This window comes from Blautia sp. Marseille-P2398 (assembly GCF_964240315.1).
GTDB classification, from domain to species: domain Bacteria; phylum Bacillota; class Clostridia; order Lachnospirales; family Lachnospiraceae; genus Blautia_A; species Blautia_A wexlerae.
In genome coordinates this window covers 28,742-44,476 of the sequence record NZ_CAXSTD010000008.1, presented here as the reverse complement: position 1 = coordinate 44,476, position 15,735 = coordinate 28,742, and the positions used below count along the sequence as shown (strand labels likewise).

11 protein-coding genes and 1 pseudogene are annotated in these 15,735 nt (G+C 36.5%); all 12 read left to right on the top strand.

The window, feature by feature from the left end; all coding sequences use genetic code 11:
• The first annotated feature begins 5 nt into the window (after positions 1-5).
• Positions 6-398, top strand: coding sequence for a hypothetical protein (locus ACESZG_RS10325; RefSeq protein ID WP_373218119.1), 393 nt, complete (start codon positions 6-8; stop codon positions 396-398).
• A gap of 14 nt (positions 399-412) precedes the next feature.
• The gene (locus ACESZG_RS10320) at positions 413-811 is read left to right on the top strand and encodes a hypothetical protein (protein ID WP_055053268.1); all 399 of its coding nucleotides are present in this window, start codon (positions 413-415) and stop codon (positions 809-811) included.
• 21 nt (positions 812-832) lie between these two features.
• Positions 833-1,276 (top strand): hypothetical protein, encoded by a 444-nt coding sequence (locus ACESZG_RS10315; RefSeq protein WP_373218116.1) that lies wholly within the window; start codon positions 833-835, stop codon positions 1,274-1,276.
• A 2-nt stretch (positions 1,277-1,278) separates the two neighbouring features.
• Positions 1,279-1,725, top strand: a complete 447-nt coding sequence (locus ACESZG_RS10310; RefSeq protein WP_373218114.1) for a hypothetical protein — start codon at positions 1,279-1,281, stop codon at positions 1,723-1,725.
• Between the two features lie 14 nt (positions 1,726-1,739).
• Complete coding sequence (locus ACESZG_RS10305; protein WP_373218112.1) at positions 1,740-2,447, top strand: hypothetical protein; 708 nt, start codon at positions 1,740-1,742, stop codon at positions 2,445-2,447.
• Positions 2,448-2,459: 12 nt separating this feature from the next.
• A complete protein-coding gene (locus tag ACESZG_RS10300; RefSeq protein WP_373218110.1) occupies positions 2,460-9,683 on the top strand; it encodes a DUF6273 domain-containing protein in 7,224 nt (2,407 codons plus the stop codon).
• 29 nt (positions 9,684-9,712) lie between these two features.
• The gene (locus tag ACESZG_RS10295; protein ID WP_055053273.1) at positions 9,713-9,955 is read left to right on the top strand and encodes a hypothetical protein; all 243 of its coding nucleotides are present in this window, start codon (positions 9,713-9,715) and stop codon (positions 9,953-9,955) included.
• 7 nt (positions 9,956-9,962) lie between these two features.
• Positions 9,963-10,826: a hypothetical protein gene (locus ACESZG_RS10290; RefSeq protein WP_373218108.1), complete on the top strand. Its 864-nt coding sequence runs from the start codon at positions 9,963-9,965 to the stop codon at positions 10,824-10,826.
• Positions 10,827-10,828: 2 nt separating this feature from the next.
• Positions 10,829-11,899, top strand: coding sequence for a hypothetical protein (locus tag ACESZG_RS10285; RefSeq protein WP_368256483.1), 1,071 nt, complete (start codon positions 10,829-10,831; stop codon positions 11,897-11,899).
• Between the two features lie 51 nt (positions 11,900-11,950).
• Complete coding sequence (locus ACESZG_RS10280) at positions 11,951-12,208, top strand: hypothetical protein (protein ID WP_118520370.1); 258 nt, start codon at positions 11,951-11,953, stop codon at positions 12,206-12,208.
• Between the two features lie 5 nt (positions 12,209-12,213).
• Positions 12,214-13,983, top strand: a complete 1,770-nt coding sequence (locus ACESZG_RS10275) for a hypothetical protein (RefSeq protein WP_373218105.1) — start codon at positions 12,214-12,216, stop codon at positions 13,981-13,983.
• 93 nt (positions 13,984-14,076) lie between these two features.
• A pseudogene (locus ACESZG_RS10270) lies at positions 14,077-15,735 on the top strand (hypothetical protein); the annotation flags it as partial.

Here is a 15,735-nt window from a genome sequence, read left to right as displayed (position 1 = left end):
AATATTTGACCAGTCGAGAATATGAACTTGAATTAAAGAGAATTAAAGCCCAAAATCGGCAGATTGAAATGAAACGAAATCTGAAGGCAGCAAAGGTTAAAAGATTTAATTTTAAAAAACCAAATACAAGTAAGCTTATTGTGTTTGTAGTCTTTGCTATCTGCTTACAGATTCTTTGGTTTAGCGAACATATGATAAGTCTCACCGGAGATACAAGTTATATGTATGCGCTCATAGGTATTCCGGCAGCGTTGATTCCTACAATTTTAGGATATTATGCCAAAGCTAGTAAAGAAAACCAGGTCGGAGGTATTACCTATGATACTGCAATGTGCAATTTAGAATCACAAGAAAAGCCAGTCTTCGATCATGTATCTGAAGATGAGGCTGTAGGATGAATGGAGGTATGACTATGAATATTAAACAGGGTATTCAGGACGTATTATATCTGATCATTACTGGTATTCTTCCACTTCTTATTACTTATGGAATCCTCTTCCTAAAAGTAAAGATTAAAGAACAGGAAAAGAACTTGGAGAATGATCAGCTCGTAAAATATATAGACGCTGCTACTGATGCTATTAGTAAAGCAGTGCTCACAGTTAATCAGACTTATGTAGATGCTTTGAAGAAGGAAGGTAAGTTTGATGCAGAAGCTCAGAAAACTGCTAAACAGATGGCTATTGATAAAGCTAAGGCTTTGATTACAGAAGATTCTAAAGCGGCTATCGAAACATTATATTCTGACTTTGAAGCATATCTAAATGATGCTATTGAAGAACTCGTCAGAGAAAATAAAGTTACATATTAATATAAAAGGAGTACAAGGATTATGAAAAAAGTTATTGTAAATGCAGACATTATGGCAATGTATAAAACATTAAATTCTATGAAGAGTCGTGCGGATTTAATCGCAGGAGATGTTGATGTATTCTGGGCGAATACAATGAATCTGAAGGCTCTTAAGGCGCAGGTAGATAAAATCTCAGAGGTTGAGCAGGAGTTAGTTGATTCTTATTTTACAGAGGAAAACTCACATCCTATTGTTGACGAAAACGGTAATGAAACAGGAAATCGTGCTCTTAATGATGACATAAAAGATAAAATCATCCCTGAAATCCAAGAAAGTCTGCAGAAAATTTATGATAAAACATGTGAACTTGATGTTGAGATGATCCCAGAGGAATCTCTCAAGAAAATGCTTAAATCTAATGAAGACAAACTGTCTATGCTTGATATGACAGTACTATATGAATTTGTAGAAAAAGGTGAGTAATAATGGCAACATATATTCAGGGAATTCAAACCTCTGTTGGTGTTGTTAAGTATGATTATAATTATCTGGCTAATCTCCCTGAATCAGATATGACATTATCTAAACAGGGTGCATTCGCTGATGCCCTTGTTGTTGGAAGAAAACTTACTCAGCTGGGAGCTGATGTGGATAAATTGAAAGAATCTATGACTGCCGTACAGAAATCTATCTCTGATCTGCAGTCTGCAGATTCTTCTTCTAACACTTCAATTGAACAGATCAATACATCATTACTTAGCATGACCAATAATATCGAAACAATACAGAACAATATTACTACTTTGACTCAGAATGCTGCTGAGATCAAGAAAAGTGCTGATAATGCGAATTCATCAGTCACAACACTGCAGGAAACTATTAAGTCACTACAGACTAGAATTGAAGCTTTAGAAAAAGCTCAGACTAAGTAAGGAAGGAGGAAGTTATGTATACACTAAAAATTACAGATGAAAATACTGTTGTAACAACAGTCAAAGAATCAATTGTGGAAAGAAGTAACTATGTAGATAAGATTCAGATTGTGACAAGCAAACTATACAGAGAACAGATTGATATGACTGATACTACTGTTTATATGAAATATAAGCTTCCGATATCAGACAAAATTAAAATGACACAACTTATTATAAATAATCTTGAATATGAACAGAATTATATTCAGTATTTAATTCCTGTCGATGCAGCACTTACTGCTGAAGCCGGGGATATCGAAGTATCTTTCACGTTCTTAAAACTTGTTGCTAATGAAGATGGAACGTACACTTCTTATATTCGAAAAACCACATCAGGTGTTATTCATATTACTCCACTTGTACAATTTGATAAATATGAACCTTCTGAATTGTTTACTGAAATTGATCAGAGACTCCTTGCTATGGAAGGAATGATTAAAGATCTCAATGCTCAGAATAAAGCAACTTATGAAGGTATGGTGAAAGATATTCGTCTTAATACAGAAGACAGAAAAATCACTTTAACAGACAGAAATGGTGAAGATACTGGAAATGGTATCGTTGTAAAAGATCTTTCTGCTATGGTAGCCGAAGATATGACAGGTAAAGATCCTGATGGTACACAGGATGGAGTTGTTCATCTTGATCAGGTTGTCGATCTGGATAAATTATTAAAGTAAAGGAGTCATGATATGTCATTTAAAGATTCTAAAATTGCTGCTGCGGCTAATTCGGCAATGACTTTGAGTGCTGAGTTAGCCGTAGATACTGAGGAATATACATTATGTACTGATGGTCGTTATGAAGTATATACCAAATATCAAGACAATGCATATTCAACAGTGGATAACTTAAAAAATATTGCCGTTGATGCTACACAGATTAATATTATGCAGGAAGAAAACAGCCAGTATATGCCATTTAGGATTCCAAGATATTGGGATGGTATGGATCTTATGGATATGCTCATCCAGATAAGGTATGAATCTGTAGCTGAGAAAAAGGGTAAAGTAGCGACAGTTATCAATGTAGCTTCCAATAATACTTATATTCGATTTGGTTGGTTGATTGATGCTGCTGTTACAGCAAATGCCGGAGATATAATTTTTGAAATTATGGCTACTGGCGTAAATGAAAAAGGAAACAATTATATTTGGAGAACCAGACCAAATGGTAAGTTTACTGTTCTTCAAGGATTAAATTATGACGGAATCATTGAACCTTCTGAAGATTGGTATACAAGTTTTGTAAATATGATTCTTGGTCATGTAGCCGAAGCAAAACAATACGCAGATGAAGCAAAGGCTTCTGCTGCCTCTATTAATGTAGATGATATAAAGGCAGATGTAAAAACATCTGTTATGAATGATCTTAATGGAACAGTAACTGAATCTCTGAAAGCATATTATACAAAAACAGAAGTTGATACAAAAGTCAAAGAATTAAACACTGCTATTTCTGGTATTGACAGTTTGAAGAACTTAAAAGTTGAATATGACAACACAACTGGAAATTTAGTGTTTAAAGATGGAACGGAACCTATTGGAGAACCTATTACTATTAACAGTCTTGCAAACCTCATAGTTGAGTATTCTGTTGTCAATGGAAAAGGTTCATTAGTATTCAAAGATGGAGAAACTATTATTCAGACTGTAGAACTTAGTTCTATTGAGCCATCTGCTGAGTGGAGAGCTGCATTGAAGCAGGAACTTGAAGCAGAAATGGACGAGAAAGATACAGTAATCTCTAATCGAATTGGTCCACTTGAAACAGCTAAAACTGAAATCGAAAAGAATGTAAATGCCAATACTACTGCTGTCTCAGAGATAAAAACTACTATTTCAAACATTGAGAAAAAAGTAGAAAGTGCTACTACAAAATCTGATGAGGCCAAAAATGCTGTAGATATCTTGAAACAAAATATGACTTCTTATGATACTCAGTTTGAAGGAATTAATACAGATATTACAGATGTTAAAGCCGCCATTGAAGAAATCAAGAAAAATCCTGCGGCTGCAGAGTACGATGTTACATACGAAAATAGTATTTTTACATTTTTAAAGGATGGAGAAATCCAGAAAAGCTTTAAAATTGAAGGTGGTGGAGGATCTTCCTCAGATACTACTACTATTACTATTGAAAGAATCACAAATGCAGATGCTATTTTCTTACTTGGTTCAAAAGCAATTATTGAATATAGTTTTTCATCTGTAGATAATACTGGTGATACAACTGGAGCCGGTACTGCTGTGTGGAAAGTTGGTAATACTATTGTAGCTACGAATACGGCTGCGCAAGGAAACAATAGTTTTGATATCACTGAATATCTTAATGTCGGTGCAAATACTATTAGATTAACTATTACCGACAGTTTTGGGACACTTGCCACTAAGACATGGACTGTTACTATTGTAGAATTCAAACTTGAAAGCACATTTGATGATACTTTGTTATATACAAATACAGATGTAGTGTTTAGGTATACACCTTACGGAAATGTCAATAAGACTCTTCATTTTATTCTTGATGGAAAAGACTTAGGCACTGTTGAAACTCAGTCTTCCGGTAGAATTATGTCTTATAATATTCCTAAACAGGAACATGGCAGCCATTTACTCAAAGTATATATGACTGCGACAATTAACAATAAAGAAATAACCTCAAATACTGTTTGTAAGGATATTATTTGTGTTGATCCTACAAATAGAACTCCTATTATTGGATGTGCTCAACAGGAATTTACAGCACAACAGTACCAGGCAACAAGTATTAAATATGTTGTATATGATCCTGATCACAATCCAGCCTCTGTAAAACTATCAATTGATGGTAAAGTACAGAGCACTCTTTCTGTAAATCGTTCTGCTCAAATCTGGAGTTATAAGTCATCCACTGAAGGAAAACATAACCTGACCATCTCATGTCGTAAAGTGACTAAGATTTTATCAGTTAATATCACTAAACTTGATATTGATGTTGAACCAATCACAGCTAACTTAGCATTTGATTTTAACCCTGTTGGAAAATCCAATGGAGATACCGACAGACTCTGGACCGATAAAAATAACTCTGCTATTACTCTTTCAGTATCAGATAACTTTGACTGGGATAATGGTGGATACCAAATTGATGCTTCTGGAAATCAGTATTTCTGTGTAAAAGCTGGAACAACTGCTCAGATTAATTATAATCTCTTCGGAAAAGACCCGAAACAGACTGGTTCTGAATTCAAATTTGTATTTAAGACTCAGAATGTTCGTAATGCTTCTGCTACTTTCTTATCATGTATTGATGGTACTGAAGGCTCTGACGTAGGTATTAAAATGGATGTTCATGAAGCATACGTGAACACTTCTACTGACAGCTTATATTTTCCATATAGCGAAGAGGATATTATTGAATTTGAATATAATATCAATACAATTGATACAAAAGACACATCTGCAACTTCTATCATTATGACTTATGAAGACGGAGTTGGAGGAAGACCTCTTATTTATGATAATTCTCATAGACTGCACCAGTATTCTCCTGCCCCAATTTCTATTGGTTCTCCGGATTGTGATGTGTTGATTTATAGAATGAAAGCTTATTCTGCTTCTCTCACAGATTCTGACATTCTTGCTAACTTTATTGCAGATGCCAGAGATTCAGATGAAATGATTGCAAGATATAATAGAAACCAGATCTACAATGACAATAATGCTCTTACTCCAGATTCTGTAGCTAATGCTTGCCCGAATTTAAGAATTATAAAAATTGAAGCCCCTCACTTTACAAATGATAAGAAGGATTTTGTTAAAAATACTTCTATGGAATGTATTTATAAGAATGGGGATCCTAAATTAGATAACTGGAAATTTATTAACTGTTTCCACGCCGGACAGGGAACTACAAGTAATGAATATGGTTTTGCTGCCAGAAATATTGATGTTATTTGTTGTGCGGATGGTGTACATCAGATCAATAGTAAGATTCCTCTTGATCCTAACTATAAGACAGAGTTAGTTCTTGGTGATGGCACAAAATATGAGGACGGAACTGGTAAGATTAGTCTTACAAGAAACTCTGTTCCAAATAATTGGTGGAATTTTAAAGTAAATGTAGCATCTTCAAATATGGCAACTAATGCATTAGGACAGAAGAGATTCAACGACTTTTTACCATATGAAAGTCCTGCGGTACGTAGAGATCCTAAAGTTAAGAACTCTATGGAATTTGTCAACTGTGTAATCTTTATTAAAGAATCTGATCCTGATATTACTACTCATAGAGAATTTCAGGATACAGACTGGCACTTCTACTCTCTCGGTAATATGGGAGATTCAAAGAAGACTGATATTACAAGAGCTTATGATCCAGAGGATATGAAAGAATTCTGTATTGAAATCAGTGACAATACTCTTCCAAACTCTGCATTCCAGACCGGTATAATAAACCAAGATGGAACTATGAAATATCCTATCAGTAAAGCTGAATGGAAAACTGGTAATACAGCATATGATGCTCTGTATAATAACTGGGATGGATCATTTGAATTCAGATATGATTGTTGTGGCGATTCTAAGGATGGTTCTGCTCTTACTTCTGATGAAGCAAAAAAGAAAATACGTACAGATAACAAACAGATTTGGAGAGACTTCTATGAGTTTGTAATTACGTCTAGTGATAAAGAATTTAAAGATGGCTTGAAAGATTGGTGTATTCAGGATGCAATGCTCTATTTCTATTTAGTTACACTCAGATATAGTATGATTGACAATAGAGCCAAGAATGTTTTCCCGCATTGGGCAAAACATTATATCACTCAGGAAGAAGCTACAACTATGGGTGATAAAGCTAAATATTATACTATAGATGATGATGCGGCTGCTCTGCATAATGGTTATAGATTTGATCTATGGGCATATGATATGGACACTCAGCTTGGTATTAATAATTCAGGTGAGCTGTCATTTCCATATGGTAAGGAAGATACTGACTATAAAGAAGAAGGAAATCCTTCATCTGGTTATGTTTTCAATGCTGCTGAATCTGTATTGTGGTGCAGAATACGTGATGTATTTACACAAGAATTAAGAAATATGTATCAGTCTGTAGACTCTAACTGTTGGTCTGATTCTCATTTAATTAATGAGTATGAGGCTTGGCAGAGCCAGTTCCCAGAAGAACTTTGGAGAATCCACTATGAAAGATTATATCTGAGAACATATCGTGCTGGAACAGTAAGATTCCTTAATGAGATGATGAATGGACGTGAAAAATATCATCTCAGACAATGGGAACGTGACCAGCATATTTATATGGGAACGAAATTCTTACATACAGATGTAAAGTCTGATCAGATCATGTTCAGATGTAATACACCTAAGAAAGTTGTAGTCAAACCAGATTACACACTGAGAATTATTCCTTATTCTGACATGTATATTTCTGTACTTTATGGTAACTCTCCAGAAACCACTCAGGTACGTGCAAAAGCCGGACAAGAATATGAAATTACTACTAATCTAACAAACATGGATGATACAGCTATTCTTATCTATGCTGCATCAAGAATTGAGGCACTAAATGACCTCTCTGCTTGTTATATTCATGATAATGATTTTTCCAAGGCTTCTAAGCTGAAAACTCTTATCATTGGTAATAATACAGCTGGATATCAGAATACTTTTATGACATCTCTTAATATGGGTAATAATACTCTTCTTGAGACTTTGGATATTCGTAATTGTCCAAATCTTACAGGATCTGTTAACTTGTCTGCATGTGAAAATCTTATTAATCTTTATGCTGATGGAACTATTGTAACATCTGTATTATTTGCTAATCATGGTAAGATTGCTCATGCTTATCTCCCATCTTCTATCAACACTCTTACACTCAAGAACCTCAAAGACTTAACTGATCTTAAGGTTGCAGGATACGATAATTTACAGACATTTGTATGTCAGAATTCTATCGTAGATGCTCTTGCTATCTTAAATGCTGCTATTAATACTCTTCGTACCGTAACAATTACTGGTATCTCATGGAATCTTGATGATACTACGCTTCTTCTGAAATTATCAAAGCTTACTGGTATTGATGATAATGGAGCTACTACAGAGCAGTCTGTTCTTACTGGATCTGTTCATGTTCCTGTAGTCAGACAGCAGGAATATAAAGAATTTGTTGGTTCTGAAGATGAACCTGGAATCTGGACAGACCTTGTTCTTACTTACGATTCAATCATTACTCAATTCAAAGTTACATTTATAAATGATGATGAAAGTAATACTATCCTTGATATCCAGTACGTAGATAAAGGTGGAAACGCTGTTGATCCTACTACAAGAGAAGTTAATCCGATTCCTATTCCTACAAAGAAAAGCACAATTAAGCTTGATTATACCTTCAAAGGATGGGAAGGTTCAATGACAGGAATCTTTGCTGACAGAACTATTACTGCTGTATATGACAGTAAAATTCGTGAATATACTGTAAAATATGTTTCTAAAGGATTATCTCTTCAAGAATCTACTGCCCAGTATGGTTCTTATGTAAAATATACAGGTGATACTCCTGTATATACTGCTGAGGAATCTGCTTATAAGTACAATCTGTTTAAAGGATGGGATAAGTCAGGATTTGTCGATGGAAATAAAACGATCAATGCAGTATATGAAACCTGCGAATATGTAGATGGATATTTTGATGGTAAGGATCTGGCCAATATGACACAGGTTGAGCTTTATACTCTTATGAAAATGGGACTTGAAGCAAAATCATTATCATTAAAAGATACATTAGATTTCAAACTTGGTGTTGATTATAGCTATGGCGACATTGAAGAGCATGAAGTTATTTCAACTGCGACTAAATTTGATGGAACAAACTATATTGACACCGGATTAAAGATCATGGAAAAAGACAGAGACTTTACGATTGCTATTGACTTTGAATTTGATTCAGGAAATAGTGTAAACTCCACTCTTGCTCAGTGTTTTCAGGGTGATGGTTCAAATGGATTCAGACTTTGGTATTCTCAGGAACCTCGTTTCTCATGGAATACTGATAGTATAACTCCATCTGCTGGAACAAATCGAGAGATTATTGTATTCCGTCATGAAGCTGGAAGTCAGAAGCTTTATGTATACAATTCAAACATGACTGGGAAAGAAGTGTCTTCTACTACTCTGAATGCGATCAGGATTCCAGAGCATAGTTCCACTCTCGTATTTGGATGTTCTAAAGCTGACGACGGAGCATATGAAAACTTTGCAAAAGGCACTATACATTGGGCTAAAGTATGGTACGCAGATCTTGGTGAAGAACAATGTATGGATATTGCTGCATGGATCCACGAAATAATCCCTATGGAAGTGGCTAAGTTTAAAGGATATTATCTGTCTGACGTTGCTTCAAAGAGAGCTAACATTACATTTGTTGCTTCAAACCTGTTAGGTACTGAAAAGCCTTATAATAATAAGAGCACAAATGCAGGTGGATGGGCTGAATCTTCTCTGAACACATGGCTGAATACACGTTTGCTTAAAGCTATTTCTCCTTTATGGAAAGCTCTGATCAAACCTGTAAAAGTATACTCTTCTATTGGTAATAAATCAAATGATACATCCGTATCTAATTGCAGATTCTATGTTCCATCTCTGTACGAAATTGATCCTACTGCTACTTCTGAACCATATATTTCTGAAACAAATGCTCCTATTGCTTATTTCACAGATGATGATACCAGAAAGAAAGCAAATTCTTCTACTCCTACGGAGTATAAATCTTACTGGACCAGATCTCCAAATGCTACAGTTGCAAACTGGCTGTATACAGTCAATGAAGCCGGTGGAACATATGGGTTCTCTTATCCAGGACAGAATTCTGGAATCTTACTTATGTTCTCAATTTCAAGTGAGGGGTAACCATTCCCATATTATAAGGAGGATATCACATGTATTATAAAGTAATCAAAAATGATGAAGTCGTAGATGTCCTTAATCATATCCTGTATATCAAATATCAGGAGAAACATAGTCTGTTGCTTCTATGTGATATCACAGAAGCACAGGCTATTTTAAGTTCAGACGGAAAATATGGATGGCACATTGAAGGTCTCTATAATTTTCCGCCTGATAATGACATCTATGCAATAAAAGAAATTTCAAAATATGAATATGACAAATTGAAGAGGTGATCACAGCATGGCGTTAATTCCAACCTGGTATTCTGCATCAACTAAGCAAATTGCAGAAAAGGCTTTACAAAGAGGGGTGCTAAAATACCCAGGACTTTGTTACATCCAAGACAGTAAGAGTATAGCATGGGTGACCATCGACAACACATTAGAATATGTCAAAGGTGACAAACAGATTACGGATGTAAAATACATTGGCTCAAATCTTATGTTCTTCACCGGAGATAAATTACTCTTCTCTTATGATGTCTCTATGACAGATGAGGATAGAGATCATATTATTGAAGAAGTCAAGAAAACAATCGGATTGGATAATTATGTTAAGTCCTCTGAACTCTCTACACTTCTGGATAATATTATTGGTAACCTTGAAGACAAGTCTACTGTCGTAGAATATATTAATAGCTTGTCTTATAACAAATTATCTGATGTGCCTATTACAAATCTTATAGGTACTCTTGTTGTCCCAGTAAAGATATCATCACTCGATGATGGTATTTATAAAGTAAAAGGCCAATCTATCATTGGCGGAAACAATACTACTGTTCAATCTTCTGCAGACGATGTTCTGTATCTTGTATCTCATGACGCTGATACTTCCAGCACAACAATCACAAAAATGCAAGGAAAATCTATTACATTATACTTCATTCAGCAGGATGGTGAATATACGACTGATCGTTATATCACTGAAAACTGGATCAATGAGCAGAATTTTGCAAGTGCTGATTCTGTAAAAGAATATGTTTCAAATATCATTGAAGAAACTGTTCTGGATGTTTTAGACGAACATATTGACGCTGCTTTAGAAAGAAAACTTGGTGGTATTGATTCTAAAGATTTAACAAATATATTTCAAGGAGGAAATTAATTATGGCAAAATTACAGTTCGCTACACTTTCTAATCTTCAGGAGTTCTTAAATCTGCATAACGTACAGATTGACACAAAAATCAGTGAAGCTGTTAAAAGCTCAATTAAAACAGTATCCCAGTCAGAAGACGGATACACACTTTATTTCTATACAAAAACTGCTCCCGTAACCATTGATGAAGCAGCATTTACTATTACTATTCCACAGCCAACAGGCAAAGCAGATAAGGTAAAAGGAGCTATCTCCGGACATCTTGCAGGTCTTGATGCTAATGGTAATCTTGTAGATTCTGGAAAGGCGGCTACAGATTTCGATGCAGCCGGAGCTGCTAACACAGCAAAAACAGAAGTAATGTCTTATGTTGGTACTATTCCTACTGGTGCTAAAGCTAAAGATGTAGTTTCTTATATTAAAGAAGCTGTAAAGACAGGCACATATGATGATTCTGCTCTGAAATCAAGTGTTGCAGCTAATACCGCAGCAATCAGTACTCTTAATGGAACCGGGGCTGGATCCGTAAAGAAAGCTGTTTCTGATGCAGTTGCTCAGATTGTTAACGGCGCCCCAGAAGCATATGACACACTGAAGGAAATCTCTGATTGGATTTCTTCTCATGCATCTGATGCAGCAGGAATGAATAGTCAGATTACTACCAATAAAGAGGATATCTCTAAGCTGAAAACACTTATCGGTACTCTCCCAAACACAGCAACATCTAAAGATATCGTAAGTTATATTGCTGAATATGTTTCTAAGGCTCTTGCAGATTCTGACCTTTCTCAGTATGCGAAAGCTGAAGATCTGACAGCCGCTGTAGGAAGAATTGATGCTATTGAAAAGAAATTACCTACATTAGAAGCTGCTGATAAAAAGAATGCTGGAGATATTACTGCTGTTAAAGGCAGAATGGATACTGCCGAAGGTAAGATTACTGCTCTTGAAAAAGATCTTGCCGCTGAAAAACCGAAGATTGCTAAGAACACATCTGATATCACCGCTCTTAAGGGGCTTGTTGGAGATGGATACGAAGCAATTCCAAGTGCGTCTATCAAAGGTTTATTTAGTGCGTAAAGTAAGGGGTTACTCCCCTTGCTTTAATTAAAGCGAAGGGATGTGCAGATAATGAAAGAACAATTTCTTAATTTACAAGGTCTTACTGAGCTTGTTGATTATATTAAAAAATATATAGCTGATCAGCAAGAAGTCATCCCTTATGCATCTTATACATTGTTTCCAACAATTGGTAAAACAAATGCAATTTATGTGGACACAACCACAAATGCAATCTATAGATGGGATGATAATAATATCAAATATTATGCATTGGCATTTGATCCTGAAAAGGAATTCATCATGCAATGCGGTAGCTCGAAAGGATGATGTGAATGGCTACACAGACATTGAATACTCGTATTGCCCTTAAATCGGACACAACCGCTAATTGGGCGAAATCTACGCTTGTTCTATTAAAAGGTGAACAAGCGATTGAAATTACAGAATCTGGCGCTTACAAAATTAAAATTGGTGATGGGGTTAAAACATTTGCTGAATTGCCATATGCGACTATGACACCAGAAGAAATCTCTGCACTGATTGGTGATGGTTCAGTACAGAACGTAACTCTTGCTTCCGGTACTAACAACGGTACATTAAAACTGACTGTAGATGGAACAACTACAGATAATATTGCGGTAAAAGGATTAGGAAGTGCTGCATATACAAATACTTCTGCTTATGCAACTGCCGCACAGGGTGCTCTTGCTACAAACGCAGTCCGTAAAGTAGTTTCTGGCACTGCGAACGGTACAATCTCTGTAACAACAGGAACTGGAGCAGCAACAGATATAGCAGTAAAAGGATTGGGATCTGCTGCATATAAAGGAGCTGGAGCTTCACAGGGACAAGTTCCTGTAAATGGAGCCGCTCTTGGAACGACAGCCAATGTTCCTGTAGTAACAAATACTTCCGGACAGTTAGTTCCGCATGCCTCTGGTGCTCTTGGTTCTGCCGCATTTAAAGGTGCCGAGACATTTGCAACAGCTGCACAAGGTGCTAAAGCAGATAAATCAGTTCAGTCTGTATCTATTACTTCTGGAACTAATAACGGCACAATTAAATTAACTGTTAACGGCAATGCTACTGACAATATTGCTGTTAAAGGGCTAGGTTCTGCTGCTTACACAGCTTCAGGTGCCTATGCTACATCCGCTCAGGGTGCAAAAGCAGACGCGGCTATGCCAAAAGCCGGTGGTACATTCACAGGTACAGTAACGCTTGCAGCCGATCCAACTGATGCTTTACAGCCAACAACAAAACAGTATGTAGATGCCAAAATTTCAAGTTCTATTGCTGCTTCTGATGCAATGGTGTTTAAAGGAACACTTGGAACTAATGGTACTGCTACTGCTCTTCCTACATCTTCTGTTGTAATAGGCGATACATATAAAGTAATTACTCAGGTTTCTGTAGCTGCTGATAATTCTTATACAGGAGCTGCTGTGACAGCTAAGGTCGGTGACTTAGTAGTCGCTATGTCAAAGGATCCAAAATGGATTGTTGTACCATCTGGTGATGAAATCGTTACTACTGTTAAGTATTCCACTACAACACAGAATCTTACAACAAGTGCTAAGTCTGGAGAAATTACAGTAGGTGAAGCTGCTACAAAACAGGTAGATTCTTCTATCGCAGCTGCTTCTACTTCTACTAAGCTTCCAACTTCAAAAGCTGTTGCCGCTTTTGTTGAAGGAAAAGGTTACAAAACAACTGACCAGAAAGTAAAGAATACTCTTAATACTACTGCAAAGGCTTATGTAACTGGTACTACAAGTGCAGCAACTGGTATTGGAGAACAGGTATTTGATACAGGTGTATATCTTGATACAACTGCTGGAAAACTTGTTGCTACTACTTTTGCAGGTGCTCTTCAGGGTAACGCAACGACTGCTACTTCTGCGGCTGCTTGTACAGGTAATGCTGCTTCTGCAACAAAACTTGCAGCATCAAGAAATTTCTCTCTTACTGGAGGTGCCGTTGCTGATGCTGTAGCATTTAACGGTGGAGGAAATGTTGCTCTTAGTGTTAAAAGTTTAAATACTGATTATTTAACTAATGGAGCCAATACTCTTATTTTAAATTGTGGGACATCTGTTTAAATGAAAGTGGCCTCTTTTATGAGGCTGCTTTACTAAATATGAAAATTATAGATTATATCTATTTAAATAAAAATTAAAAAAGGGAGGTGCACAATGGGAGAACAAAATCTCAATATACGAATCAAACATAAATATGATACGGAAGCTAATTGGAATAAAAATAATCCTGTTCTTTTAAGTGGAGAAATAGCAATTACAAGTGATAAATTCGGTAAACATAAAGTGGGAGATGGTACGCATAAATGGTCAGAACTCTCTTATGTAAAAGCTGATCTTACAAAAAGCGATGTAATAAGCGCTCTTGGCTATACGCCTCCTTCAAGTGACACTTGGCGAGGTATTCAGGATAATCTAATAAGCAGCTCTACAACTGAGTCTCTATCTGCTGCACAGGGTAAAATATTAAAAGAGTTAGTTGACGGGAAAGCTCCGTCTTCACATACGCATACTAAAAGTGAAGTCGGATTAGGCAACGTTGACAATACTGCTGATGCCACAAAAAGTGTTAAATATGCTATTTCTGCAGGTAGCGCATCATCTGCCGCTGCTCTTACTTCTAATGCTGGATCATCAACTCAGCCAGTATATTTCTCAGGTGGTAAACCAGTAGCTTGTTCATATACACTTGGTAAGTCAGTGCCTGCAGATGCATTATTTACCGATCATACTTATGGAAACATGAAGGGTGCTACTTCTTCTTCTGCCGGAAGTGCTGGTCTTGTTCCTGCACCTAATATAGGAGAACAATTAAAGTTTCTTCGTGCAGATGGTGCATGGGTAATCCCTACAAATACGACATATTCTGTAGGTACATCAAGTTACTTAGGAATAACTAAGCTTTATACTGAAACTGGGTCGGCTACAGATGGTACCATGACTCAAAATGCTATTACAACTGCTCTAAATGGGAAATCTCCTACCTCTCATACGCACAATTATGCAGGAAGTTCTAGTTCTGGTGGTGCTGCAAACTCCGCAAATAAACTAGCAACTGCTAGAACCGTATCTGGTGGAACTGACATCACGCTAAGTTTTAACTATGATGGTAGTGGTAACTCCTCTGCAAATATCGGATTTTATAGTTCGTCTGCGAGTGTAGGCGACAAAAACAATTATCCATTCCATCGATTCGCAAAACTGGATACTATTGCTGCAAGCTATTCAGATAAATCAACCACATTCTTTATCTCACAGGATTATAGTGGTGGTGGCTTCGGTATTGTACGAATTGTATTACGTACGAATAACAGCAGCTTAGCATCGACAGTTGAAGTAAAATGGCTGGTTCGTTGTGGCTTAAGTGCGGATAGCGTACAAGTCGGAATTTACAATGTTTTTGGAAAGACTTACGCAGATGCCTTCTTTAAAACAGGAGGATCGTATGCTGGAACTTGTTTCCGTACACTTGCAAGTGGTGCGCGTGGTGGTATCAGCAGAACTTGGGTGCTGGTCAATTCTTCAGAAGTAAGTGGAACCTCTGCAACAGATGCAAAAACATCTACCGAGTGTTATGCTACTATTGCAGCAGCTGGTACCGCACTTCATAAACAAGCATATAGTAGTATCGTTTCTGGTACTGATAGCGGTACTGCATCTTATGCGAATAGTGCTGGCAGTGCAAATTCTGTTGCTTGGGGTAATGTTACAGGTAAGCCATCTACATTCGCACCATCATCTCATACGCACAATTATGCAGGAAGTTCTAGTTCTGGTGGTGCTGCAAACTCCGCAAATAAACTAGCAACTGCTAGA